At 67.5% G+C, this 24,114-nt stretch carries 19 protein-coding genes; 11 read left to right on the forward strand and 8 right to left on the reverse strand.

Annotation, left to right across the window (positions count from 1 at the left end; translation table 11 throughout):
- The first annotated feature begins 5 nt into the window (after positions 1–5).
- Both ABZ293_RS02750 and ABZ293_RS02755 read left to right on the forward strand, forming a co-directional pair.
- Positions 6–782 (forward strand): ABC transporter ATP-binding protein, encoded by a 777-nt coding sequence (locus ABZ293_RS02750; protein WP_355176961.1) that lies wholly within the window; start codon positions 6–8, stop codon positions 780–782.
- On the forward strand, positions 782–3,310 hold the full coding sequence (locus tag ABZ293_RS02755) for an FtsX-like permease family protein (protein WP_355176962.1): 2,529 nt from the start codon (positions 782–784) through the stop codon (positions 3,308–3,310). Before ABZ293_RS02750 ends, ABZ293_RS02755 begins: the two co-directional genes overlap by 1 nt.
- Before the next feature lie 2 nt (positions 3,311–3,312).
- On the opposite strand, the gene ABZ293_RS02760 is transcribed toward ABZ293_RS02755, so the two are convergent.
- Positions 3,313–5,319, reverse strand: coding sequence for an ADP-ribosylglycohydrolase family protein (locus tag ABZ293_RS02760; protein ID WP_355176963.1), 2,007 nt, complete (start codon positions 5,317–5,319; stop codon positions 3,313–3,315).
- Between the two features lie 179 nt (positions 5,320–5,498).
- Between ABZ293_RS02760 and ABZ293_RS02765 the strand changes: the two genes are divergently transcribed.
- A complete protein-coding gene (locus ABZ293_RS02765; protein WP_355176964.1) occupies positions 5,499–6,326 on the forward strand; it encodes a phosphatase PAP2 family protein in 828 nt (275 codons plus the stop codon).
- A 187-nt stretch (positions 6,327–6,513) separates the two neighbouring features.
- On the opposite strand, the gene ABZ293_RS02770 is transcribed toward ABZ293_RS02765, so the two are convergent.
- The 5 genes from ABZ293_RS02770 to ABZ293_RS02790 all read right to left on the reverse strand — a co-directional run bounded on the left by ABZ293_RS02770 (position 6,514) and on the right by ABZ293_RS02790 (position 14,533).
- Positions 6,514–7,668, reverse strand: coding sequence for a VWA domain-containing protein (locus tag ABZ293_RS02770; RefSeq protein ID WP_355176965.1), 1,155 nt, complete (start codon positions 7,666–7,668; stop codon positions 6,514–6,516).
- A complete protein-coding gene (locus tag ABZ293_RS02775; protein WP_355176966.1) occupies positions 7,665–7,814 on the reverse strand; it encodes a hypothetical protein in 150 nt (49 codons plus the stop codon). Before ABZ293_RS02775 ends, ABZ293_RS02770 begins: the two co-directional genes overlap by 4 nt.
- Positions 7,811–10,450, reverse strand: a complete 2,640-nt coding sequence (locus ABZ293_RS02780; RefSeq protein ID WP_355177143.1) for a DUF5682 family protein — start codon at positions 10,448–10,450, stop codon at positions 7,811–7,813. Before ABZ293_RS02780 ends, ABZ293_RS02775 begins: the two co-directional genes overlap by 4 nt.
- Before the next feature lie 115 nt (positions 10,451–10,565).
- Positions 10,566–11,675 (reverse strand): AAA family ATPase, encoded by a 1,110-nt coding sequence (locus ABZ293_RS02785; protein ID WP_355176967.1) that lies wholly within the window; start codon positions 11,673–11,675, stop codon positions 10,566–10,568.
- On the reverse strand, positions 11,672–14,533 hold the full coding sequence (locus ABZ293_RS02790) for an SWIM zinc finger family protein (protein WP_355176968.1): 2,862 nt from the start codon (positions 14,531–14,533) through the stop codon (positions 11,672–11,674). The genes ABZ293_RS02785 and ABZ293_RS02790 overlap by 4 nt, the downstream gene beginning before the upstream one ends.
- A gap of 476 nt (positions 14,534–15,009) precedes the next feature.
- Between ABZ293_RS02790 and ABZ293_RS02795 the strand changes: the two genes are divergently transcribed.
- From ABZ293_RS02795 to ABZ293_RS02820, 6 genes are all read left to right on the forward strand, one after another.
- A complete protein-coding gene (locus ABZ293_RS02795) occupies positions 15,010–17,439 on the forward strand; it encodes an AAA family ATPase (protein WP_355176969.1) in 2,430 nt (809 codons plus the stop codon).
- A 56-nt stretch (positions 17,440–17,495) separates the two neighbouring features.
- Positions 17,496–17,669, forward strand: coding sequence for a hypothetical protein (locus tag ABZ293_RS02800; RefSeq protein WP_355176970.1), 174 nt, complete (start codon positions 17,496–17,498; stop codon positions 17,667–17,669).
- 9 nt (positions 17,670–17,678) lie between these two features.
- Positions 17,679–17,855 carry a hypothetical protein gene (locus ABZ293_RS02805; RefSeq protein WP_355176971.1) on the forward strand — a complete coding sequence of 59 codons (177 nt, stop codon included), beginning with the start codon at positions 17,679–17,681 and terminating at the stop codon, positions 17,853–17,855.
- Between the two features lie 341 nt (positions 17,856–18,196).
- Positions 18,197–18,583: a hypothetical protein gene (locus tag ABZ293_RS02810; RefSeq protein ID WP_355176972.1), complete on the forward strand. Its 387-nt coding sequence runs from the start codon at positions 18,197–18,199 to the stop codon at positions 18,581–18,583.
- A 552-nt stretch (positions 18,584–19,135) separates the two neighbouring features.
- Positions 19,136–19,564 carry a YchJ family protein gene (locus ABZ293_RS02815; RefSeq protein WP_355176973.1) on the forward strand — a complete coding sequence of 143 codons (429 nt, stop codon included), beginning with the start codon at positions 19,136–19,138 and terminating at the stop codon, positions 19,562–19,564.
- Between the two features lie 17 nt (positions 19,565–19,581).
- On the forward strand, positions 19,582–19,857 hold the full coding sequence (locus ABZ293_RS02820) for a SelT/SelW/SelH family protein (RefSeq protein WP_355176974.1): 276 nt from the start codon (positions 19,582–19,584) through the stop codon (positions 19,855–19,857).
- A gap of 124 nt (positions 19,858–19,981) precedes the next feature.
- Here the strand turns inward: ABZ293_RS02820 and ABZ293_RS02825 are convergent, their stop codons facing one another.
- On the reverse strand, positions 19,982–20,209 hold the full coding sequence (locus tag ABZ293_RS02825; RefSeq protein WP_355176975.1) for a zinc ribbon domain-containing protein: 228 nt from the start codon (positions 20,207–20,209) through the stop codon (positions 19,982–19,984).
- Positions 20,210–20,361: 152 nt separating this feature from the next.
- On the opposite strand from ABZ293_RS02825, the gene ABZ293_RS02830 reads away from it, so the two are divergent.
- Positions 20,362–21,939, forward strand: coding sequence for a carboxylesterase/lipase family protein (locus ABZ293_RS02830; RefSeq protein WP_355176976.1), 1,578 nt, complete (start codon positions 20,362–20,364; stop codon positions 21,937–21,939).
- Between the two features lie 94 nt (positions 21,940–22,033).
- On the opposite strand, the gene ABZ293_RS02835 is transcribed toward ABZ293_RS02830, so the two are convergent.
- Positions 22,034–22,621: an XRE family transcriptional regulator gene (locus ABZ293_RS02835; RefSeq protein ID WP_355176977.1), complete on the reverse strand. Its 588-nt coding sequence runs from the start codon at positions 22,619–22,621 to the stop codon at positions 22,034–22,036.
- Between the two features lie 305 nt (positions 22,622–22,926).
- Between ABZ293_RS02835 and ABZ293_RS02840 the strand changes: the two genes are divergently transcribed.
- Complete coding sequence (locus ABZ293_RS02840) at positions 22,927–23,931, forward strand: NAD(P)/FAD-dependent oxidoreductase (protein WP_355177144.1); 1,005 nt, start codon at positions 22,927–22,929, stop codon at positions 23,929–23,931.
- The last annotated feature ends 183 nt before the right edge of the window (positions 23,932–24,114 follow it).

Genomic DNA, 24,114 nt, shown 5'->3' on the forward strand with positions numbered 1-24,114 from the left:
AACCCATGACTTCGCACGCCCTAGGTGCCGACCTCGAGAAATCGGCTGCCGCCACTGACGTGGCGGCCCGCGCCATCGACCTGGTCAAGGTCTATGGATCCGGAGATACACAGGTCAGGGCACTGGATGGGGTATCGGCCGAATTCGCGAAGGGGGAGTTCACCGCGATCATGGGGCCCTCCGGATCGGGCAAGTCGACCCTGATGCACTGCCTGGCCGGCCTGGACAGCTCGACCACCGGAACCGTGCGGATCGGCGATACCGATCTGGCCGGGCTCTCGGATAAGCAGATGACCCGGCTGCGGCGCGACCGCATCGGCTTCGTCTTCCAGGCGTTCAACCTGGTTCCGACGCTGACCGCGCAGGAGAACATCACCTTGCCGCTGGATATCGCCGGACGCAAGCCCGACCAGGACTGGCTGGACACGGTGATCAAGCGGCTGGGGCTGACCGACCGGCTCACCCACCGCCCGAGCGAACTCTCCGGCGGACAGCAGCAGCGGGTGGCCTGTGCGCGAGCGCTGGCCGGGAAGCCGGAGATCATCTTCGGCGATGAGCCGACCGGCAACCTCGACTCCCGCGCCTCGGAGGAGGTGCTCAATATCCTGCGCGCGGCGGTGGACGAATTCGGGCAGACGGTCGTCATCGTCACGCACGAGCCGCATGCCGCGGGATATGCCGACCGGGTGGTGTTCCTCGCCGACGGTCGCATCGTCGACGAACTGCGCGATCCGACCGCCGAATCGGTGCTCGACAAGATGAAGTCGCTGGAGCAGGCGTAATGAGTGGCAAACCGATGCGCAAGGTGGTCTTGCGTAATCTCGCCGCGCACAAGGTGCGACTGGCGCTGACCCTGCTCTCGGTGGTGCTCGGAACCGCCTTCATCGCGGGCTCCTTCGTCTTCACCGACACCCTGCAGCGCACCTTCGACGGCATCTTCGCCAATCAGGCCAAGGGCGTCGATGTGCGGGTGAGCCCGCAAAAGCAACAGGCCCAGGGCATTCCGCTGAGCGTGGTCGACGATATCGCGAAGATGGACGGGGTGCGGGCGGTCGCACCGAGCGTCAACGGCCCGCTGGTGCTGCTCTATCCGGACGGCAAGAAGGCCGTACAGACCGGTGGCGCACCGACTTTCGGTCAGTCCTATATCCCGCCGGATAAAGCGGTCGCCGAACCGGACAAGTTCGTGCAGGGCGTGCCACCGGCCCACGAAGGCGAGATCGCGCTCAATACCGGCGGCGCGGATCGGGCCGGTCTGCATGTCGGGGACAAGACCAAGGTGCTGATCCCTTCGCACGGCGGTCCGATCGATGTCACCCTCACCGGCATCTACGAAGTCTCCTCGGATACCGGCGGACTCATCGGCGTGCTGTTCGACGACGCACAGGCGCGCAAGCTGTTCACCGACGGCTCGCATGTCGCCTTCGTCGATATCGCGGCCACCGGTATGCCCGGCGACGAACTGCGCGACAAGATCGCCAATGTACTGCCGGATTACAAGGTGCAGAACGGCGATCAGGTGCGCGCCGATCTGAAGAAGGAAGTCTCCAACGCCCTGAACTTCATCAACTACTTCCTGCTCGCCTTCGGCGCGATCGCGCTGATCGTCGGCACCTTCATCATCTACAACACCTTCTCGATGATCGTGGCCCAGCGGTTGCGCGAGCTGGCCCTGCTGCGCGCGGTGGGCGCCAGTCGACAACAGGTCGGCACCTCGGTGGTCGCCGAGGCCTTTGTCATCGGATTGATCGGCAGCGCAATCGGTTTGGCGTGCGGCATCGGTCTGGCCTTCGGGCTCTCGGCCCTGCTCAACGCATTCGATCTCGGATTGCCGACCGGTTCGCTCACCGTGCTGCCGCGCACCGTGGTCGTCGGACTGCTGGTCGGGCTGCTGGTGACGGTGGTCAGCGCCTATGCGCCCGCCCGCCGCGCAGCCAAGATTCCGCCGGTGGAGGCCATGCGCGAGGAATTCGCCTCGGCCGGGGAGTCGCTGCGGGTCCGGACCGGGATCGGCATCCTGCTCGCCATTGCCGGTGCGGTGCTCGTCGTGCTCGGCGCGCAGAAGACCGGCGGCCACGCCGCTCTGACGGTCGGGATCGGCGCGCTCGGCTTGATCTTCGCGGTGCTGCTCGCCGCGCCCGCGCTGTCGCGGCCGGTGGTCGGCGTGCTCGGTACGCTGCTGCGGCCCTTCGGTCCGATCGGGCGGATGTCGCGCAATAATGCCGCGCGCAATCCGCGCCGGACTGCGGCAACGGCCTTCGCGCTCACCCTCGGTCTGATGCTGGTGACCGCGATCGGCATGCTGGGCGCGTCGGCGAAGGCGAGCGTCGGTGTACTCGTCGACAAGGGTGTGAAGGCCGACTATGTGCTGTCCGGGCCGCAGATGATCGGTGTGCCGCTCGGTGCCGGTGATGCGGTGCGCAAGTCGGTGCCCGGCGTTGCCGAGGTGGTCGGGCTGCGCGGCGCCACCTTCAAGATCGGCGATGACCAGATCGGCGGCACCGAATTCGATGGCGCGCCCGACAGTGTTCTGAACTACGACATGATCAAGGGCACCAGCACACTGGGCGATCACGATGTCATGGTGTCGCAGGACGAGGCCGATAAACACGGCTGGAAGGTCGGCGACCAGGTCACCGTGACCAGCCTCGGGTTCAAGAAGATTTCGGTCAAGGTGGTCGGTGTCTACAAGAAGACGCCGCTGCTCGGCCAGATGGTGGTGTCGCCGGTCATGTACGACGAGGTGATGCCGGTCAACTTCCGGACCAACCTGCTGATGTTCGTCAAGGCGAAGCCGGGCACCGATCTGCCCCAGATGCGCACCGACCTGGAGAACGCGACCGAGCAGTTCGTGGTGGTCCAGGTGCTGGACCGGGAGGAGTTCAAGGGCGCGCAGGGCAAGCAGATCAATATGCTGCTGGCCATCCTCTACGGACTGCTGGCCCTGGCGGTGGTGATCGCCATTCTCGGCATCGTCAATACCCTGGCGCTGTCGGTGGTTGAGCGGCGCAGGGAGATCGGCATGCTCCGCGCGGTCGGTATGCAGCGGGCGCAGGTCCGCCGGACCATCTATCTGGAATCCATGCTGATCGCGGTGTTCGGCGCGATCGTCGGGATGCTGCTCGGTCTCGGTCTCGGTGTCGGCTTCCTGCGCACGCTGCGTGACCTGGGCCTCGATGAGATCGCGATTCCGTGGAACCAGCTGGTGCTGGTGCTGATCAGCTCGGCCGTGGTCGGTGTGCTCGCCGCGCTGTGGCCCGGTATCCGGGCCGCCCGGACGCCACCGCTGGCCGCCATCGCGGATCTGTAGGACTATCTGGGGAAATAGCGGGCCAACCACTCCGCCGTCGGCGCACCGTATGCGTCGCTCGGCGGCGTGGGTCCGAATTCGACACAGAAGTCGGCGGCCAGGCGCTCGATGACCGGACCGGCGTCGAGCGCGGTCCGCCACTCGCGCGGGATAGCGCGGCGGCCGTAGCGGGCGCCGAGGATGCTGCCGCAGATGGCCCCGGTGGAGTCGCTGTCACCAGAGTGGTTGACCGCGAACAAGAGTCCGTTGCGGACGATCTGTTCCGGTGTGCCACCGACTTTTTCGGCGCAGAGCGCGGCGAATACGCCGATGGCCAGGGCTTCCGGACCGATCCACCCGTGTCCGAGGTCGTTCGTATCCTCCGCCGGTGGCATTCGGCCGTCCACCCGTGCGGCCAGTTCGATGGCGGCCGCGAGGGCGGTCGATGTCTCGGCATGTGCGTCGTACCTGGTCAGTTCGGTACGGGCCAGGTCCAGTGCGACACCGAGGTCGGCGCCACGCGACAGCCCGGCGATGATCGCGGCCATGGTGCCAGCGGGCAGCCAGCCGCTCGGGTTGCCGTGGGTGAGCGCCGCCGCGTCACAGCCCAATTCGAAGATCTGCTGGATGGTCATTCGTCGGTCCAGCCCGCACGGGGCCGCGCGAACGACGGCCGAGCAGCCCTTGGAGTCGTTGATGGGTGCGGTTCTGGTGCCGAGCGGTGCGCCTGGTTGCCGCTGTGCGGCCACCTGTTGCAGCGCGGTGACCGCGGCGTGGGTGGTGCCGCGATGGCCCAACAGTTCCGGATACGACGACAGCACGCTCTGCGGAGTGTGGGGCTGCGGCGGGATGGTTACGCCTTGGTGCTGCAGCCACACCAGATAGCCCATCTGCATCAGCCCGACGGTGGCGCCGCCAATGCCTTTCGCGCGACCTTGCATCGAACCCTTGATCAGGGCTTCTGCCGTGAACAGGGTCAGCTGTGTCTCGTCGGAGATGTGTCCTTGGAAGGTGTCCGGTGTGCCGGTCACGCCGCGCGGGCCGTAACGCAGCCGAATGTGGTGCAGGAGCATGTCCTCCACTGGTGCGCCCAGTGCGTCGCCGATGGCACCACCGAGTAGGCAGCCGTGGACGATATCTTCCTGGGCGAGTATGGGTTTCGGTGATGATGCCGGGGCCGTGCTCGGACGTGGCGTAAGCGCGCGCACCGCGGCGTCGGCGAATTCGGTGCACGAGGCGTAGCGGTCCTGCGGGTCCTTCGCCAATGCCTTGGTCATCACCGCAGCCAAACTCGCTGGCAGATCGGGGCGTTCGGCGATCAGTGACGGTGGTGGCGACTGGATATGCCCGAGCATCACCACTGCCGCGTTGGTCGAATCGAACGGAGCGTGGCCGGTGAGTAATCGAAACAGGGTGCAGGCCAAGGAATATTGGTCGGTTCGGTGATCGAGGCTCGCACCGGTCAGCTGCTCCGGTGACGCGTATGCCAGGGTCGCGGTCAGGGTGCCGGTGCGGGTCAGCTGGCCAGTGTCGTCGAGCAGTCGGGCGATCCCGAAGTCGGTCAACAGCACCCGTTCCGCGAATCCGGAGCCGACGCCGGCCGACTGCGATAGCAGGATATTGGCGGGCTTCACATCCCGGTGCAGCACCCCTGCGCGATGTGCATAGTCGAGTGCATCGGCCGTCTGGACGATGATCTGCAGTGCGCGCGGCGCCGACATATCCGCCTGCGGCACCGAGGCGGAATCGACGCCGTCGACGAACTGCATGGCGATCCACAGCTGTTCGTCCTCGCTGCCCCGGTCGTGGACCGTGATGATATTCGGATGATCGAGTGTCGCGACGAGATTCGCCTCGCGCCCGAATCTGGCGCGGATCTCATTGTCGCCGAACAGATCCCGGTGCAGCAGCTTCAGTGCCGTCAACTTCGGCAATCGGGGGTGGTGTGCGGCGTATACCGCGCCCATGCCGCCGCGGCCCAACTCTCGTTCGATCACATACTCCGCGAATACATCACCACGGCGCAGCATGCGGCCCCCTCCAGCAAGTCGAAATCGGGAGCAGCCTATCGGAGATGCGAGATGTTGTGTCTGTCCGGTCACAGTGTGCTGAGCCTGTCTAACGATCGGTGTTACGGTAAACGGAGGCTACTACTCCGCTTAATGTCTGATTACGGCCTGGGGTTCGATGGGTAAGGAGGCCGCTGGCGATGGTGGCAGCGGGTCTCGGTGGTTCGAGTGTGGGCTTTTCGCCTGTGTTCGGCGGTATCGCCGAGAAGATGAGGGCGGCGGTGCACGGCCGCGGCGGCGAGGCGGTTGGGCAACTCGCGCTGATAACTGTGCTGTATCTGGCCTATCGGGTCGGGCGGATGGTCACCGCCGACGACACCGTGCGCGCGCTCGGGAATGCCAGGAGCATGCTGAGCATCGAGGATGCGCTTGGGCTGCCGGAGGAGACCACGGTGCAGAGTGTGTTCCTGCATCGGGATCTGCTCGCGGTGGGGGCCAACTTCTATTACGCCACCGCGCATTTCACGGTCGCGATCGGTGTGCTGCTATGGCTGTGGGTCTTTCGGCCCGAGCACTATCGATGGACCAGAAATCTGATGGTGGCATTGACCGCGGCCGCGCTGGCGGTGCATATGCTGATGCCACTCGCGCCGCCGCGCATGCTGCCCGAGTGCGGATTCGTCGACCTCGCCGCGATACACGGCCAATCCGTCTACGGCTCACCGGAATCCGGCGGGCTCTCCAACCAGTTCGCGGCCATGCCCTCACTGCACGTCGGGTGGGCCCTGCTGCTCGCCTTCGCCGTGGTGGCCGCGACCCGCGGCAGCTGGCGGTGGCTGGCGCTGGCGCATCCGGTGCTCACGACGGTGGTCGTGGTCGGCACCGGCAATCACTATTGGCTCGATGCGATCATCGCGGTCGTCCTGCTCGGATTGGCGTCGCTGCTGCATCCGCTGATAGTGCCCGCGTCGGCCACCGCGTGGGGTGCCATGGGCCCGGTCGGTCCGGAATTGCTCGCGACGCGCTGACCACGGCAAACGGGCGAAACAAGATCAACTAGGGCGTACCATCGACGGGTTGACTTGTTTGCCCGGTTCAGACAAGGAGTCCGACCATGGGTTTCATCAGCGCCCTCGACACGATTCTGGATGTCGGCGTCAAGTTCCTGTCGCTGCTCCAAAGTGTGGTCAGCCTGTCATCAGGCAGTTGAGTCCGTCAGGTGTTCCGGTTGGCCCAGGCCTGGACGTCGCCACGGTCCAGGGCCAGTGCGAGTAGATCCGGGAACTTGTCCGGGGTGCAGGCGAAGGCTGGAATGCCGAGGGCGGCGAGGGCGGCGGCATTGTCGTGGTCGAAGGCAGGAGCGCCGTCGTCGGACAGGGCGAGCAGGACTACCACTTGGACGCCGGACTCCCGCATGGAGTTCACCCGCCGCAGCATCTCTTCGCGGATGCCGCCCTCGTAGAGGTCGGATATGAGGACGAAGAGGGTGTCGTCCGGGCGGGTGATCAGCGATTGGGAATAAGCGATCGCGCGGTTGATATCGGTGCCACCGCCGAGTTGGGTGCCGAACAGCACCTCTACCGGATCGCTGAGTTGTTCGGTCAGGTCGACGACTTCGGTGTCGAAGACGACCAGCGAGGTTTTCAGCGAACGCATGGAGGCGAGTACCGCGCCGAAGACCGAGGCGTAGACGACGCTGGAGGCCATCGAGCCGGATTGATCGATGGCCAGCACCACGTCGCGGCGCACCGCCTGCGCCTTGCGGCCGTAGCCGATCAGGCGCTCGGGGACGACGGTGCGATATTCGGGCAGATAGTTGGCCAGGTTGGTGCGGATGGTGCGGTCCCAGTCGATATCGCGCAGTCGCGGGCGGGTCACCCGGGCAGCGCGGTTCAGTGCGCCGGAGACCGCGGCGACGGTATGTGCAGCGATGCGCTGTTCGATCTCGCGGACCACCTTCTCGACCACCATTCGCGCTGTCGCCTTGGTTGTTTCGGGCATAACCCGATTGAGGCTGAGCAGGGTGCCGACCAGATGCACGTCGGGTTCCACCGCTTCGAGCAGTTCCGGCTCCAGTAAGAGCTGGGTCAGGTTCAGGCGATCGACCGCATCGCGCTGCATGACCTCCACGACGGTGGACGGGAAGTAGGTGCGAATATCGCCGAGCCAGCGGGCCACCTTTGGCGCGGAGCCGCCGAGACCGGCGGAGCGCTTGCCCGAGCTCTGGTCGTCGCCGGTGTTGTAGAGGGCCGACAGCGCGCGGTCCATCGCCTCGTCGTCGGCGGATCCGAGACCGCCGAGCGGCTGCTCGGCGGCGGTGCCGAGGACCAAACGCCAACGCCTGGCCTGGGTTTCATCGATTGCGGTCATCCGGCCACTCCGGGAAGGTCGGTGACGGCGCGATGCCGCCACATGGTGTGCTGGTCGAGGACGTTCGGGCGGGCAGGCCGTTGTGCCGCCGCGTCCGGTGTCGGGGCGATCAGAGGCACGAGCCCACCGGGTGCTGTCCGGCTCATACCGGCACCCCCAAGATGTCCGCGACAGTGCGCATTGCGACGAGTCCGCGCTCGATATCGAAAGCCGTGCCGTCGTCGGTGCGCGCCGCGAGGACCCCGCCATCGCGCACGGCCTGGCCGATGGCGCGGCGTTCTCCGGATTCGAAGGCACCGAAGGTACGGCGCAACAGGGGCAGGATTTCGACGAACATATCGTCGCCGAGGCCGCGCAGCCAATCGTCGATGAGGCGCAACAACTCTCGGTCGTGGACGAGTAGCAGTCCGCGACCGCCCAGGAAGCCGTCGATCCAGGCGGCCTTGGCCGCTGCGGTATTGCCGATCGATAGCGCGGCGGAAAGCCTACGCGCGGAATCGGATTCGTCGATGCGTCCGGCATCGGCGAGCAATCGGACGGCGCGGCCGACGAGAGCGCCGTGTACATCGTCGCGATCGGCGAGGCGGCGCAGGGTGGCCAGCCATTCGCCGGTAGCCCAGTTGTCGTCGCGAGTGTGGATGGCGGTGTGCGCGGCATCGATTTGGCTGCGGAGTTGTTCGGCGGCTTCGGTATCGAGGCCGGTGACCGCGCCGGGCAGGCCCGCGCAGATGCGCACGAGCAGGCCGTCGGCGACGTGGGCGAGCGCCTTGGTGTCGGTGCCGCGCACATCGCCGTAGCGCAGTGTGCGGGTCAGGCCGGGGAGGGCGGCCAGCAGATGGGTCACATCGTGATCGAGGGCCGCGGCGGATTCCAGGCGGGTGATCAGGCCGTCGGTGGCGCCACCGAGATCGGCGAGCAGCGCCACCTCCAGTGCGCCGGTGAGATCGCCGACGGTGGCGTCCGCGCGACTCGCGGTATCGAGGATCTTGGCCTCGGCCGCGGTGCCGATGGTGGTGCCCCAGCGCGAGGCCTCGATGATCGACACGGCGAATTCGGGTCGCCACTGCAGCGTCCAGCTCTCCCGGAAGGTGCCGGTACTGCGGACTTCGCCGGTTGTCGGTGTGCCCCAGTCGATGCCGAGCAGCCGCAGCCGGTGCAGCAGCCGGGAGCGCTCGACCTCGCGTTCCTTGCGCAGGTCGAGATCGAGGTTGCGGGACAGGGCTTCCTGTTTGAGCCGAAGTGTGCGAATCCGGGCGCGCAGATCGGCATCCAGCGGGACGGTCGGCGTGCCCTCGGGTACGCCGCCGAGCGCCTCGCCGACCACCAGTTCGGTTGCGACCAGCCGCAGCATGGTCTCATCGCCCGCGCACATTACCGACCGCACCGCCTCGGTGACCTCCGAGAGTCCGGCAAGCGGCCGGGCCCGCAGCACCGCGAGGGTATCGGCGAGCCGAACGGATTCGATGATGTGCGCGCTGGAGACCGGCAGATCGTGGGCGCGCAGCACCCCGGCCACCCTGGTCAGCCAGCGCGCGATCGGCTGCTCGGTCTCGGTGAACAGGTGGTGATACCAGCCGGGCGAGGTAATGCCCGCGCCGTATCCGGAGGTGCTCGCCAGCCGCGAATGCGTCCAGGGCACCCACGTCAAAGTCGCCTTGACCTTCGGGAGTCCCTTGAGCAGCTTGGTATCCGCGGTCGCTGGCCCCAGCTTTCCAGTCAATGCCGGTGCGTGCCAGGCCCCACACACCACGGCGAGCCGCTGTGACCCCTCCTTCAACGCTTTGCGCATCGTCTGGCGCATGTACGCTTCACGCCGCAGGGTGTGGGCGTCGATGCCGTCGAACCCTATCGGTTCGCGCGCCGTGTCTTCGGGTCCGATCGCTTCGCCGACCGTGTCGCCTGCAGTCGCGCTGTCATGCGCACCGTCCAGCGATGCATGCGCGGTTGTGCCGGTGCCGTTGGGTGCTATCGGATCGCACACAGCGTCTTCTTCGCCGACTGAGTCGCCTGCGGTTGCACTGTCATGCGTTTGGAAGTCAGGCGCGTCGTCCGGCGAAACGTCTGTGCTTGTGCCCGTGCCCTCGGGCCTTGTCGGTTCGCGCACGGTGACTTCGCGGCCGATCGCGTCGACTGTGTCACCTGCGGCCGAACTCGCACGCGTCTGGACGCCAGGCGCAACATCTCGTCCGTGCGCAGGCGGCCCAAGGCGCCGGTCGTCAGGCGCATGGTCTTCGCTTGTGCCGGTCGCAGTTCCGATCGCGAACTGGCCCCGCTCGGCAGCTTCCCGCAGCGCGCCCATCGCCTCGGTGATCGCGTCGAAAGCGTCCGCGTCGGCGACGGATTCGACCACCGCGTCCCACCAGCGCTCGGCATCGTCGTAGCCGCCCGCGGCCGCCAGTTCGGCCAGCGGATCTATGCGATCACCCGGTTCGTCCTCGGCGGCTAGTGCGTTGCTCGCGGGCAGATCGCAGAACCGCACCGGCACATCGTTTTCGACGGCGTATCGCAGTGCCTGCCATTCCGGCGAGAACACCGCGTACGGCCAGAACGCGGCCTTGGCTGGCGTGTCCGGCACATAGGCCAGCAGCGCGACCGGTGGTGACATCCCCTCGGCCGCAACATAACCGACGAGCGGGTCGGCATCGGCCGGGCCCTCGATCAGAATCGTATCCGGTCGGAACCTCTCCAGCGCGGTGCGCAGCGATCTGGCCGAACCGGGGCCGTGGTGGCGGATGCCGAATACCCTCGTTGCCGGACCACTCTGCGTGGTGCCGTAGCGGATGTCCGGAGCCGAATCGTCGGCATCGGATGTATGTGTTTCTGTCACCGTGTTACCCCTGGGCTGAACATGCGGTGTCGCGGGATCGAGTTGCGGTTGATTCGCTTCGGCCGCAACCTCATCCGCTGATCTCGCGGCAGGCGCGGTAGAAGTCGGACCAGTCGGGGCGTTCGCGGACAACGGCTTCCAGATATTCGGTCCAGATGACGGCGTCGGCCACCGGATCCTTGATCACCGAGCCGAGAACCGCGCCGGCAATATCGGACGCGCGCAGCGTGCCGTCGCCGAAATGGGCCGACAGGGCGATGCCATTGGTGATCACCGAGATCGCTTCGGCGGTGGACAGGGTGCCGGAGGGGGATTTGAGCTTGGTGCGGCCGTCGGCAGTAATGCCGGAGCGCAGCTCCCGGAAGACGCGCACCACGCGGCGCACCTCCTCGGCCGCGGCGGGGACGGTCGGCAGCTCGAGTGCCGAGCCGAGCTGTTCCACGCGGCGGGTGACAATGGCGACCTCCTCGTCCTCGCTGGCGGGCAGCGGGAGCACCACCGTGTTGAAGCGGCGGCGCAGCGCGGAGGACAGATCGTTGACGCCACGGTCGCGGTCATTGGCGGTGGCGATGACGTTGAAGCCCTTGGCGGCCTGCACCTCCATGCCGAGTTCCGGTACCGGCAGTGTCTTTTCCGACAGCACGGTGATCAGCGCATCCTGCACATCGGACGGGATGCGGGTGAGTTCCTCGATACGGGCGATCGCGCCGCGGCTCATCGCGGTCATCACCGGTGACGGCACCAGCGCGCCCTCGCTGGGGCCCTCGGCGAGCAGGCGCGCGTAATTCCAGCCGTAGCGGATCGCCTCTTCGGCGGTGCCCGATGTGCCCTGTACGAGCAGCGTCGACGCACCGCTGACGGCGGCCGAAAGATGTTCCGATACCCAGGTTTTCGCGGTGCCCGGCACGCCGAGCAGCAACAGCGCCCGATCGGTCGCCAGGGTCGCGACCGCGACCTCCATGAGCCTGCGCGGCCCGACGTATTTGGGGGTGATCACCGTGCCGTCGTCGAGCGTGCCGCCGAGCAGATAGGTGACCACCGCCCACGGGGACAGCTGCCAGGAAGGTGGACGCGGCCGATCGTCGAGCGCCGCGAGTGCCCGCAGTTCATCGGCAAAGGCCTGTTCGGCATGCGGGCGCAACAGCTCCGGCGTGGTATCGGCGGTGGTAGTGGTCGTCACTGCAACTCCTCGAGCATCATCGAGCGGTGGTTGAGGTCATGGGCGAGCTGATCGAAGGCTCGTTCCCAGTTGGGGTCGGCGCATTTGCGAGCCACCGCGGTGGCCGCCCGTGCCGCGCCGACGGGTAGGTGCACGGCCAGCGCGGCGAGCAGCGACCGATGTGCGCTCGGGCCGTTGCCGTGCGCCTCGGGGCGTTTGGCCGCGGCACGTGCGCGTTCGAACAACAACAGCAGCAGGTGTTGGACAAGGGGTTCCGGCCACGGATGACCCAAGGCGGGCAGCAGGGCCTCCAGTTCCGAGAGCCATGCGCCGTCGAGTTGGAGCAGATGCCGGGTGCGATCGGGCAGCGGCAGCAGGGCGAACAGTTCGCGTCGCCGCAGCATCGCCAGATCGGTCGGCACCCCGGCATCGAACAGCGCCCGTGCCCAGGTCGGATCGTGTTGTGCCAGTGCGGCATCCACCCAGCCGTCGAACAGTGGCTGCCGGAACCGATCGACGATCTTGGCCTGGGTGGCCTTATCCGGTGCGCCGAGCGCGGACTCCCAGTGTGTCAGTGGTGTCGCGGCGATGAGTTGGCGCAGCCGCCCGGCACGCAGATCCGGTGCGCCATCCCAGCGGTAGGTGAATTCCACAGTGCGATCGGTGATGCCGTCCCTGCGGTCGGCGTCATCGAGCTCTTCTGGCACGCGGACAACCAGATTCGGATGCAGCAGTTGGTGTTCGACCGTGACCCAGTCCCCAGCCCGTCGCTGCATGCGTTCGGCGAATGCCGAATTCGGCAGCAGCGGAAGCAGTCTCGCCGCGACTCGCCGGACATCGGATCGCCGATCGTCCAGCGCCGATTCGAGCAGTGGTTCGTCGGCGGCCGTAATCCCGTCGGCGAGTATGGCGAGCAGCTCCGCCTTCAGCGGGCCGGATTCCTTCGGCCAGGACGCGGCCAGTGCCGCCCGCGCCGCGTCGGCATCGCGACGACGCAGCTCGGCCAGCCATTCCCGGCGCTCGGGTGGCTGGCCGAACTGCCAGCTCTGTTCCGTCGGTGCATCGGCGTGCCCCTGCCGCACCAGTTCTCGCCATTGCGGATGCCGGTCGGCCAGCCATCGACCGCGGGTGCCGGCCAGGCACAGCAGTGGCTCGCGCAGCTCGGTATTCGCCTTCGCCTGCTCGAGCAGCAGGCTGCACAGCGCGTCCGGCGCGCGGTAGTCGAATGGTGTTGCGGCGGCGAACCATTCGGGCAGGAAGGCGGACCGGTCGCGCAACAGCCGGGACAGCCGGGCGGCCGCAGCCCGCGGCATGAGTCGCCGAGCGTCATCCTGGGCGGGTTCGGGCACGGTGGCCCTGGCAATGGAGGTGCCACCGCGGGCGAAGGCGCCGCGCAGCGCGGCCGATTCGAGCAGTACCAGCGCGGGGTCACTGCGCAACCGCGTCGCCGCCGCCGCGACCGGGGCATCGAGACATGCGGTATCCAATGCCCTGCGGGCCGTGCCGAGCAGGGCCACCGAGGTCAGATCCTCCGACAGCGATGCGGCGGGCGAATTCGACGCTCCCCATGTCGCGTACTCCGTGCTGCCGATATCGACGATCTCACCTGCGATGAACGCCGAGATCGGGACCAATCCGGCGGCACTCCACTCGGCGGCAAGCGTCACCGGATGCCCGCCCGATACCCCGAGTAGCCGCCACGGCTGCTCGGTGGCCGCGACGGGCAGTGCGGTGCCGTCGGATTCGGTGATGTACCAGCCATTTTCGGTCCACACCGGTACGACATCGGTGAGCAGCACCGGACGTGACCGCAGCCAAGGGTCAGCGCCCAGCGCCCCGGCATGCGCGTCCAGCGCGGCGGCGATCGTCCCGTCGAGCACCGGCAATGTGGTGAACGGTTCGGCGGCACCGCGCCGCTCACCCCACAGCGCGCGCAGCGGCGCACCGCCCGGGTAGTAGTGCAGCTCCGCGTCGGCCATCAGACCGGGCAGCGGCACCTCCGTCGAGAAGTTCGGCGCATTGAAGGAGTGTTCGAGCAGCATGGCCCAGCGCCGCGTCTGTCTGCCGTACAACCAGGTTCGGCGGGTATAGAGCCGCTCCTCTTCACTGGTGCGGATGCCGAGGACCTGCCAATGGTCGCGGACCGCCGGTTCGGCGCGCACGGTCTCGGTGGGCATCGGATAGCCGATATGGATCCGGGTGCTGGCCTGCAATTCCGGGGACAGCTCGTCGAGGCGACGGTGCGCGGCGATCAGCAGATGCAGCCTGGCGTATTCGGCCAGCACCACGTCCGGCCAGTCCGCCCGGTTCACCACGGTGGTCGGCAGCTGTCGCAGCGCGGTGGCGACGCCCGGCGCTTGGGCGTCGACCATCCGGCGCGCGATCGCCTCGAAGGCTCGGAACGAGCGGTCGGTCTGCGCCAGCCCGGTGCGCACCTGATCGCCGAGCCAAATGTCGAGCTCTTCCAGGCCCGCAGTTACCCGCACCCGCCGCTGTTCGGCGGTGGCCGGGTTCGCCGTGCGGAGCTGTGGGTCCTTGGCGGGCTGGGCGGCGCGGGCCGCACGTGCGCTGATCCATTCCGCCGCGAAGTCCGCGATCGGCGCGGTCTCGGTGACCGCGCCACCCGACCAGTTCAGCAAGAGCGATAGGGCGTGCTTGCACGGGAACTTGCGGCTGGGACATGAGCACTTGTACGCGGGCCCCGCCAGATCGACGACCGTCTGATAGGGCTTGGCCCCGCTGCCTTTGCACAGGCCCCACAGGGCGGTGTCCGACTGGCCGGTGCCCTGCCAGCGTCCGGCGAGCTTGCGCGCGGCGGCGAGTGAGCTCGCATCGGGCGCCAATGCGTTGACCTGGTCTTCGGTCCATGGCGCGGTCATTTGACTGCTCCCGCCTGGTTCATCCGGCGGCTCCGGATCGAGTGTGCGTCATATTTCCCCCGTTTCTCGGTTGACGGATTTCTACCTCGGCCCACCGACAAGTTGGGTGGTGAACGGACATTTTTACCGGAAGACGCTGCGCGAACGCCATATTCGGCGGCCTTGCGGCCTTGCGCTGGTTGCCCGATTCTGGCATTCTGTCCTGTTCGGCTCCGACCGAGCCACCCAAATCGGGTGACACACCATCGAGCTGCCCGCCGGGGTTGGCGAGGGGTGGACATCGAGCGGGGCCCAGCCTGTTCGATGGCCATACCATCCCCGCGGGCAGATTCGCCCCCACTCTTCGAACCCACTCGAACCGGCACTGCTGTGGGCGAATTCGACACCATCGGGTAGCGTTTCGCTCAGCTTTCGACAGTGATACCCGGTTCGGGGTTGGAGGACTTGCCGCGGTTCGGTGGTGTAGGGGGTTGCCTATGCGTTCAGATCCGGGAACAGATCCTGCGACGACGGTGCCGCGCCTGACCGAGGTGGTATCCCGGCGACTCGCCGCTGATCCGGCCGTCACCCCCGACGTCGCACATGCCGTACTCCGCGCTCTCGGCGGCGGTGAATCCGATGATCTGGCAACCGAATTCGACGGCGCCGGCATCTTCCTGCGCGCGATTCGGGTGCGCGGCTTCCGCGGCATCGGCCCGGAGGTGACCCTCGAGCTGCCGCCCGGTCCCGGTCTCACCCTGGTGGTCGGGCGCAATGGAAGTGGTAAGTCCAGTTTCGCCGAGGCCGCCGAACTGGTGCTCACCGGCAGCAATCGCCGATGGGACGGCCGGTCGGCGGCCTGGCGCGAGGGCTGGCGCAACCTGCACGATGGCACGTCGGCGCGGGTCGAACTCGAATTGCTCACCACCGGAGCCGATCCCGAGCTGACCATCGCCAAAGAGTGGGCGCCACAGGCGGAACTGGGTCAGGCGCACTGGACCGAACAGCGACCCGGCACCGCGCCAACGGATTTCGATGGCGCACGCTGGGCCGGTCTGCTGGAGCTGTATCGACCCTTCCTGTCCTACAGCGAACTCGGCGCACTCGTCGACGGTAAGCCGAGCGATCTGTTCGACGCGTTGCACCGGCTGCTCGGCCTCGACGAATTGACCGTGGCGCAGGAGCGAATCCGCACACGTCGACTGGAACTCGAACGTGCCGTGCGTGATTCGCGCCAGGAACGTATCGAACTGGTTGCCGCGCTGGAGACGGTGGCCGACGATCGTGCGGTCCGGATGGCGGCGCTGCTGCGCCCGGATCGGCCCGATCTCACCGCGATCGGCCGTGAAGTGCTCGGCACGAACGAACATCCGGTTGGTCCCGACGGGTTGCGTGCGATCGTGCGCCTCGCCCTCCCCACCGGTGCCGAGGTCGAAGCCATAGCCGCGCGCCTCGAACAGTGCCGTGCGGTGCTCGCTCGCGATTCGACCGCCGATGCCGAGGCCGATCTGCGGGTGCTGGAGCTGCTGCGCCGGGCGCGCGATCACGTTGCCGCCAGCGGGGAATGCGCATGTCCGGTATGCGGGCGCGGGGAGCTCGACGCGGCCTGGTTGCGTGGTGCGGAGGCGGCGATGACCGAGCTGACCTCGCGGGTCGACGCGCTCGCGACCGCACGCGACGCGCTGCGGCAGGCCGTCCGTGACGCTCGGGCACTGCCGGATCATATTCCGCCGGAGCTGGATTTCGATCCGCGCAATCCGCCCACTGTCGACACCAGCGCGGTACGCCGAGCCTGGACCGACTGGGCGGCGCTGACCGGCGCCGACTACGCCCCGGACCTACCCGATCGGCTGCGCGGTGCGCACGCGCGCCTGGTCGACGAGCTCGAGCTATTGCAGCAGGGCACCCGCAAGGAATTGAACCGCCTCGACGAGGTGTGGTCGCCACTGGTGCCGCGCATCACCGCCTGGCTGGACGGGGCACGCGCGATCGTTGCGAACGGCGGTGAACTGCGCACCCTCAAACGCGCCGAGGACTGGTTGAAATCCGCGACGGCCGGTTTGCGCGGGGAGCGGATGGCGCCGCTGGAGACCACGGCGCGCTGGGTCTGGCGCACGCTGCGTCAGCAGAGCAATGTCGAGCTCGGCGCGATTCGGTTGCAGGGCAATGCCGGAACCGCGCGCCGGGTACTGCTCGATGTCACTGTGGACGAGGTGGACGGGGCCGCGCTCGGCGTGATGAGTCAGGGCGAGCTGCACGCCCTTGGACTTTCGCTGTTCCTGCCGCGAGCGACCGTGGAGGACAGTCCCTTCCGCTTCGTCATGATCGATGATCCGGTGCAGGCAATGGATCCGGCGAAGGTGGACGGGCTGGCCAGGGTGCTAGAGGTGATGGCGTGGACGCGACAGGTGATCGTGTTCACCCATGACGAGCGGCTGGCCGAAGCGGTCCGGCGCATGCAACTCGACGCCAGCGTGCTCGAGGTACAGCGGCGCGAGCGCTCGGTGGTGGAGGTGCGGATGTCCAGTGACCCCATCCGCCGCTATCTCGACGACGCGCGCTCACTGGTGCGCACCCCGCAGCTGCCCCCGGCGATCGCCGATGAACTGGTGGCCACCTGCTGCCGCTCGGCCGTGGAGGCGGCGAGCCTGGCCAGGGCGCGCCGAAATCTATTGGCCGCTGGCATGGACCACCGCGACGTCGAGCGCCATATCGAAGGCGCGCAGACGACCCGGGCGATGGTCGCACTTGCGGTGATGGGTATCGGCGGCCGCGTCGACGATCTGAACAAACACCTTGCCCGCGAAGGCAAATGGGTCGTCGACGCATTGCGCGACGCCACCGCGGGCGCCCACGTACCGATCGGCCGCAGCATGCGCGACCTGATCGCGGACACCGAAAAGTTCGTTGGCTGGTTGCGGCAATGAACGGCTGCTGTGTCTTGATATCGACAGCCCCGGGGCTGCGCTGGTGAGCGGGCCCGATGGTGACGATGCAGGTGGGCCGCGCGGTGCTGCGGGCGAGTTGGGTGTGGGTGGGCGGGTTGGTGATTCGGGCAGGCTCGACGGTGCGGGCGGGCGGGAGGGTGGTAGTGCAGGCAGGCCTGGAGACGATGCAGGCGAGCATGTGGGCGGGCCGCGCGGTGGTGGTGATCTAGGCGGGCGCGGTGATGGTGCAGGCGGTGCGGGCGAGTTGGATGTCGGGAGTGTGGGTGGGCGGGTTGGTGATTCGGGCAGGCTCGGCGGTGTGGGCGGGCGGGATGGTGGTAGTGCACGCAGACCGGAAGACGATGCAGGCGACGCATGCGGTGATGTGGGCGGGCTGCGCGGTGGTGGTGATGTAGGTGGGCGCGGTGATGGTGCAGGTGGGCCGCGTGCCGGTATGAGCGAGCCGGGTGTCGGCAGTGTGAGCGGGCCGGGTGGCGGTTCAGGTGGGCCGCGTAGTCGTAACAGTGCGGGTGGACCTGGTGGTGTTGTGGGCGGGGCGCCCGGTGGTGCACGTGGTTCGGGTGGCGGTGCAGGCAGACCAGGTAGTGGGCAGGCTGGGAATGGACGGGCCGCGGAGGGATCGCGACGGAAGACGGGTCAGCAGGGCGGAACTGGAGGGCGGGGCGGGGGCGGTCGACAGAGTGCAGGTCGGCGGGCCGACGTAGGTCGGAAGGGTGGCGGGCGTCGGCAGGGCGCGGTGCGGCCGACTCCGCCGCGGCCGACCGTGGCCGAGCGGTTCGAGGCGGTGGATCGGCTGCTCGACGGGTCGGTGACCGATGCAGACGGGCTGTGGTCGCGAGCGACGGTATGGATCCTGCGGCTCGCGCTGGAGCAGTCCGTCGACGAGCTGTGGTTGCAGGTAGCACCGGAATTGGCGCGTTGCCCGATGCGCGCACAACTGCTCGCCCTACGCGTATTCGCAGGTCACGACACCGCCGCCCAAGTGGCCACCGTGTGGTCGGCACTGTCGCGCGCCGCGCATCACCACGACTACGAACTCGCCCCGAGCGTCACCGAACTGCGCCGCTGGCGCGACCAAACCGCCGCCATCGCCACATCCCTGGCCGCATCGGCGGTCCGGTGACCGCATCGGCACCTGGCGGTGCGCGCCCATGTGACGGTGTCGTCGTCGATCGCCCGGATCGACGTGCGATTCGATGCTGTTGTGCCGCAAGGCATTCGCATCGCGAGGTGGACTTGGGTCAGGAAAGAGAGAACAGGTCGAGGATGCTGGCCAGCAATGAGAGGCTGGTCGCGGCGATGGACGAACCGGTACTCAAGATGTTCAACACTCCCATGGTGGGCTCCTTGATCGGTGCCGACACTTGCGTTTATACACCTGGTGATTCGTCGCCTTGGAGTTGCCGGATCGCCGATTTTGGCGCGCTATAGAGCGACACTCCGAGCGACACGCCAAAGTTGTTTGTATAGCCCCAAGAACATCCAAGTCGCCGAACCATCACCGAGCACTTGCCCTCGAAATCCCTTCGCGCTCAGGCGGCTCGATCGCACCTCGAGAATCAAGATCAGATAGCAGCGGCGTCATCGCCCGAGTGTCGGCTGTCTCTGATCTTGGTCGGTTCGGTGATTCCGGTCGGCGGGCATCGAGGCCGCTCGACTCGGCCGCAATACCCCCATGTGCGAAGCGGTCCGCGCGGCGAGCAAGATTCGGGATATGGACGAGTCGCGGCCGTGCCCGTGTAAGCGTGGAGAACCGTTCGGTCTGTGCTGTGGACCGGTATTGGCGGGGGAGCGGCCCGCGGCGACGGCCGAGGCGCTGATGCGTTCGCGCTATACCGCATTCACTCTCGGCGATGTCGAATACCTACTGCGTTCCTGGCATCCGCGCACCCGTCCGAAGACGCTCGAGCTGGATCCGGACCAGCGCTGGCTCTTTCTGGAGATCCTGCGCACCGAGCGCGGCGGACCATTCGACGATGCGGGCACCGTCGAGTTCATCGCCCACTTCCGCGCCGAGGGGCGTCGCGGCTCGCTGCACGAGGTCAGCAGATTCACCCGCGTGGACGGCGCCTGGGTCTACCTCGACGGCGTCATCGAACCATGACCGGTAGCGTGCCACCCATGCCACGTGTCGCGATCGAGTACTGCACGCAATGTCGCTGGTTGCTGCGCGCGAGTTGGATGGCGCAAGAACTGTTGAGCACCTTCGCCACCGAAATCGGGGAGGTGGCCCTGATCCCGGGCACCGGCGGCGTCTTCCGCATCACCGTCGACGGCGACCAGGTCTGGGAACGCAAGGCGGACGGCGGTTTTCCCGATATCGCCGTACTCAAACAGCGGGTACGCGACCGCGTGGCCCCCGACCGCGACCTGGGCCACGCCGATAAGCACGACTGATCACCACCCAACGACGCTCGCGAACCCTCAGTTCGCGAAGGCCATGGGGTGACACGGCGTCCACGATCAGCTGTGTGGATGTGATCAATAGCACATAGATCAACTTGCTCGAATCATCGGCGAATCAGCAGCCGCACCCACCACCGCAGCACCCACCGCCAGCGGGCCGCGGTGCCGGAGCGGGCGACGGTGTGCCAGCGCTACCCCTGCTGACCGTGGCAAATGTGGTCAGTAGCTTGACCGTGTCGTCATGGCCATTGGGGCAGACCGCCGGATTCGAGGCCTCCGCCATCGGGCGATTGACATCGAAGGTGTCGCCACAGCTGCGGCATCGGAAGCTATAACTCGGCATCGGCCCAGCGTAGCGCCCGGGTGCAGTGATGCGACTAACCCGTCCAACTGTTCGGGTGGACGTACTCTCGAATAAGAGATCGCTAGGCGCTGGACCCGGCCGGAGCAAACTTGCAGCGCACTGCCCGGGTCGTGGGCAGGAGGTGCGGGAAGATGACCACTCAGTTCGATACCGAACCGGACTCCGAGGTCGGCGACACCGAGCCGGTAGCGCAAACGACCTGGGGCCGCGTGCGCGGACGGTGGGACGGATCGGTCGCGGTATGGCGCAGCATCCCGTACGCCTCCACACCGGCGGGCCCGAATCGGTTCCGGCCACCGCAGCCGCCGCGGCCATGGGACGGGATCCGTGAGTGCGCGACCTTTGGCGAAATCGCTCCGCAGACGATGGGCAATATGGTCCCGGTCGACTCCGGCCTGCGTATGGGGGAGGACTGCCTGTGGCTCAATGTCTTCTCGCCCCGCAGTTCCGCCGACACCGGTGCGCCGCGGCCGGTGCTGGTGTGGCTGCACGGCGGCGCCTACTGCCTGGGCACCGCGGCCCAGGGCATCTACGACGGCCGCAAGCTGGCCGAATCCGGTGACGTCGTGGTGGTGACGGTCAACTACCGGCTCGGCGCGCTCGGCTTCCTCGATTTGTCGTCGCTGTCCAGCGAATTCACGCCCAATCTCGGCCTGCACGACCAGCTCGCCGCACTGGAATGGGTGCGCGACAATATCGCCGCATTCGGCGGCGATCCGGGAAATGTGACGCTGTTCGGTGAATCATCCGGCGCCGGATGCGTGACCGCATTGCTGACTTCGCCGCCAGCGGTCGGGCTGTTCCACCGAGCCATCGCGCAAAGCCCGCCTGCAACAACGGTTTTCGGCCAGGAGCGGGCCGCCGGTGTGGCGCGACGCTTTCTGGAACTGATGGAACTGCCGTTTGCCCGCGCGAACGAATTACTGGAATGCCCGATCGAACGGATCGTGACCGCGGCGGGCGTACTGCTCGACGAGATTCCCTTGCGGGAGCCGGGCAGACTGGCCGCCGCGCCGGTCGTCGACGGCGACCTGGTTCCGACCTACCCGATCGACTGCTTCCAGCGCGGCCGTTCACATCGTGTGCCGCTGATCATCGGCACCAATAAGGATGAGGCATCCCTGTTCCGGGTGCTGCGTTCGCCGATCATGCCGGTGACCCCGGACGCGGTGAACGCGATGTTGCGCGATGTGGCCGCCAACCATCCTGATATGTCGCCCGAGCGCATCGCCGAAATCACCTCGGCCTACCCGGATCTCGCGAAAACCCGTGGCGCGCTGGCCATGTCGACCGATGCGGCCTTCCGCATGCCGGCCCACTGGGTCGCCGACGGCCACGCCGCGCACTCGCCGACCTGGATGTACCGCTTCGACCATGCCACCCCGATGCTGAAGGCGGCTCGCGTCGGCGCCGGTCATGCCACCGAATTGCCTTATGTCTTCGGCAATTTCGGCACCTTGAATCACGACCCCACCTTCTGGCTCGGTGGCCGCAAGGTGGCCATGGAGGTCTCCGGTCGCATGCAGCGCCGCTGGCTCGCCTTCGCCACCCACGGCGTCCCCGCCGCCATTGACGGCTCCAGACACTGGCCGCCGTATCGCCCCGACACCCGCACCACCCTTCTCATCGACAATATCGACCGGGTGATCGACAATCCGGACCGCGACCTGCACACCGCCTGGGGTGAACAAGCGGTCGGCTTCAGCTGAGGAGTCGTCGGAACGCATCGAACCGCGCATGTCCTCGATACGGGCACCTCTCGCCGCACCGGACCGGGGACCGCAGTGTGTGCGGGTGCCGTCGCTAACGGGATTTCGGCTTGGGGCTGGTGCGCAGGTGGGCGCGCTCACCCTGTTTGCCGAAGAGACTGAGGAATTCGACCGGTTCGGAATCGGCGGTGCCGAACCAGTGCGGAACGCGGGTATCGAATTCGGCGGCCTCGCCCGGGGTGAGGACCACATCGTGTTCGCCGAGGACGAGGCGCAGGCGTCCGTTGAGGACGTAGAGCCATTCGTAGCCCTCATGGGTTTGCGGAGCGGGTTCCCCGCGGGTGTTGGCGGGTATGACGAGTTTGTATGCCTGAATGCCGCCCGCGCGGCGGGTCAGCGGCAGCATGGTCATGCCGTGGCGGGTGATCGGGCGCAGGTGGATGCGCGGATCGCCGGTCGGTGGCGCGTCGACGAGTTCGTCGAGGGTGACGCCGTGCGCCCGGGCCAGCGGCAGCAGTAGTTCGAGGGTTGGACGGCGGGCGCCGGATTCGAGACGGGACAGGGTGCTGACCGAGATGCCGGTCGCCGCCGACAGGTCGGCCAATGTGGTTTCGCGCTGGCGACGCAGCGTGCGTAGCCGAGGCCCGACCGCGTCGAGCGCATTGCCGAGGTCGTCATCCATGCCGAAAGTTTGCCATATCAGCAAGTTTGATTGCCAAGATCGCCGCCGGTCCCGCATGGTCGTCGGGAGGAGGTGGTCATGTGACCGAGCGTAGCGAGGGAACCGATCAATACAGCACCAACGGTCGCAGCGGAGCCGAGCGCCAGCGAGGCGCAGCTGTGACCGAGCGTAGCGAGGGAACCGATCAATACAGCACCAACGGTCGCAGCGGAGCCGAGCGCCAGCGAGGCGCAGCTGTGACCGAGCGTAGTGAGGGAACCGATCAATACAGCACCAACGATCGCAGCGCAGCTGCGACCGATCAGCTGAAAGACGACTATGACGTGGTGGTGATCGGCGGCGGCGCCGCGGGATTGAGCGGCGCGCTGATGCTGGCTCGAATGCGCCGTTCGGTGGTCGTGCTCGATGCGGGCCGTCCGCGCAATGCCCCGGCCGAGGGCGTACACGGACTACTCGCCCGCGAAGGGACCCCGCCCGGGGAGTTATTGGAGCGCGGTCGCGCCGAGGTCCGCGGCTACGGCGGACAGGTGGTCGGCGGGGAGGTCACCGCCGTGGTGCGCGACGGGGAGGGCTTCACGGTGACCGTGGACGGCAGATCGGTGCGGGCGCGCCGACTGCTGGTGACCACCGGACTGGTCGATGAGTTACCGGAGGTGCCGGGGTTGCGCGAGCGATGGGGCCGGGATGTGATCCACTGCCCGTACTGCCACGGCTGGGAGGTTCGCGATCGGGCTATCGGCGTGCTCGGGACCGGGCCGATGGCGGTGCACCAGGCATTGCTCTTTCGGCAGTTGAGTGCCGATGTCAGCTACTTCGCGCACACAAATTCACCGCTGACCGCCGAGCAGTCGGAGCAGTTGGCCGCCACAGGTATTCGCGTGGTGGACGGTGTGGTGACCGCTCTGCATATCGTCGACGACCGTCTCACCGGAGTCCGGTTGACCGACGGCACCGTGGTCGCCCGCGATGTGTTGACCGTTGCGTCGCGAATGGTGGCCCGCGCGCACTTCTTCGACGCCCTCGGATTGCGCCCGACCGAACACCCGGCCGGGGTCGGCGAGTACATCCCCACCGACCCGACCGGCCGAACCGATATCCCCGGCGTCTGGGCCGCGGGCAATGTCACCGATCTGCTGGCCCAGGTCGGCTCGGCCGCAGCGGCGGGTGCGGCCGCAGCCGCCCAGATCAACGCGGACCTGGTCACCGAGGAGACCAGCCGAGCGGTCGCGGCGTACCGGGACCCGTTCTCGGCGGCAGCCGAAGCACAACTGTGCGAAGCGGTGCTGGGCGATCGTCGCCACGGCATCTGACACCATCCGGCCGCGCGACCCGGACCCGCTCGCCGATGACTCCCGGGGCCGCGCTGCACGGACCCGGTCGCCGATGATTCCCGGGCTGCGCTGCACGGACCCGGTCGCCGATGATTCCCGGGCTGCGCTGCACGGACCCGGTCGCCGATGATTCCCGGGCTGCGCTGCACGGACCCGGTCGCC

This window comes from Nocardia sp. NPDC005998 (assembly GCF_040614395.1).
GTDB lineage: Bacteria > Actinomycetota > Actinomycetes > Mycobacteriales > Mycobacteriaceae > Nocardia.

Bases quoted from the DNA above. Each gene is read 5' to 3' on its own strand.
- ABZ293_RS02750 (WP_355176961.1), top strand. From the start codon at position 6: ATGACTTCGCACGCCCTAGGTGCCGACCTCGAGAAATCGGCTGCCGCC.
- ABZ293_RS02755 (WP_355176962.1), top strand. From the start codon at position 782: ATGAGTGGCAAACCGATGCGCAAGGTGGTCTTGCGTAATCTCGCCGCG.
- ABZ293_RS02760 (WP_355176963.1), bottom strand. From the start codon at position 5,319: ATGCTGCGCCGTGGTGATGTATTCGCGGAGTATGTGATCGAACGAGAG.
- ABZ293_RS02765 (WP_355176964.1), top strand. From the start codon at position 5,499: ATGGTGGCAGCGGGTCTCGGTGGTTCGAGTGTGGGCTTTTCGCCTGTG.
- ABZ293_RS02770 (WP_355176965.1), bottom strand. From the start codon at position 7,668: ATGACCGCAATCGATGAAACCCAGGCCAGGCGTTGGCGTTTGGTCCTC.
- ABZ293_RS02775 (WP_355176966.1), bottom strand. From the start codon at position 7,814: ATGAGCCGGACAGCACCCGGTGGGCTCGTGCCTCTGATCGCCCCGACA.
- ABZ293_RS02790 (WP_355176968.1), bottom strand. From the start codon at position 14,533: ATGACCGCGCCATGGACCGAAGACCAGGTCAACGCATTGGCGCCCGAT.
- ABZ293_RS02795 (WP_355176969.1), top strand. From the start codon at position 15,010: ATGCGTTCAGATCCGGGAACAGATCCTGCGACGACGGTGCCGCGCCTG.
- ABZ293_RS02800 (WP_355176970.1), top strand. From the start codon at position 17,496: ATGGTGACGATGCAGGTGGGCCGCGCGGTGCTGCGGGCGAGTTGGGTG.
- ABZ293_RS02815 (WP_355176973.1), top strand. From the start codon at position 19,136: ATGTGCGAAGCGGTCCGCGCGGCGAGCAAGATTCGGGATATGGACGAG.
- ABZ293_RS02820 (WP_355176974.1), top strand. From the start codon at position 19,582: ATGCCACGTGTCGCGATCGAGTACTGCACGCAATGTCGCTGGTTGCTG.
- ABZ293_RS02825 (WP_355176975.1), bottom strand. From the start codon at position 20,209: ATGCCGAGTTATAGCTTCCGATGCCGCAGCTGTGGCGACACCTTCGAT.
- ABZ293_RS02830 (WP_355176976.1), top strand. From the start codon at position 20,362: ATGACCACTCAGTTCGATACCGAACCGGACTCCGAGGTCGGCGACACC.
- ABZ293_RS02835 (WP_355176977.1), bottom strand. From the start codon at position 22,621: ATGGATGACGACCTCGGCAATGCGCTCGACGCGGTCGGGCCTCGGCTA.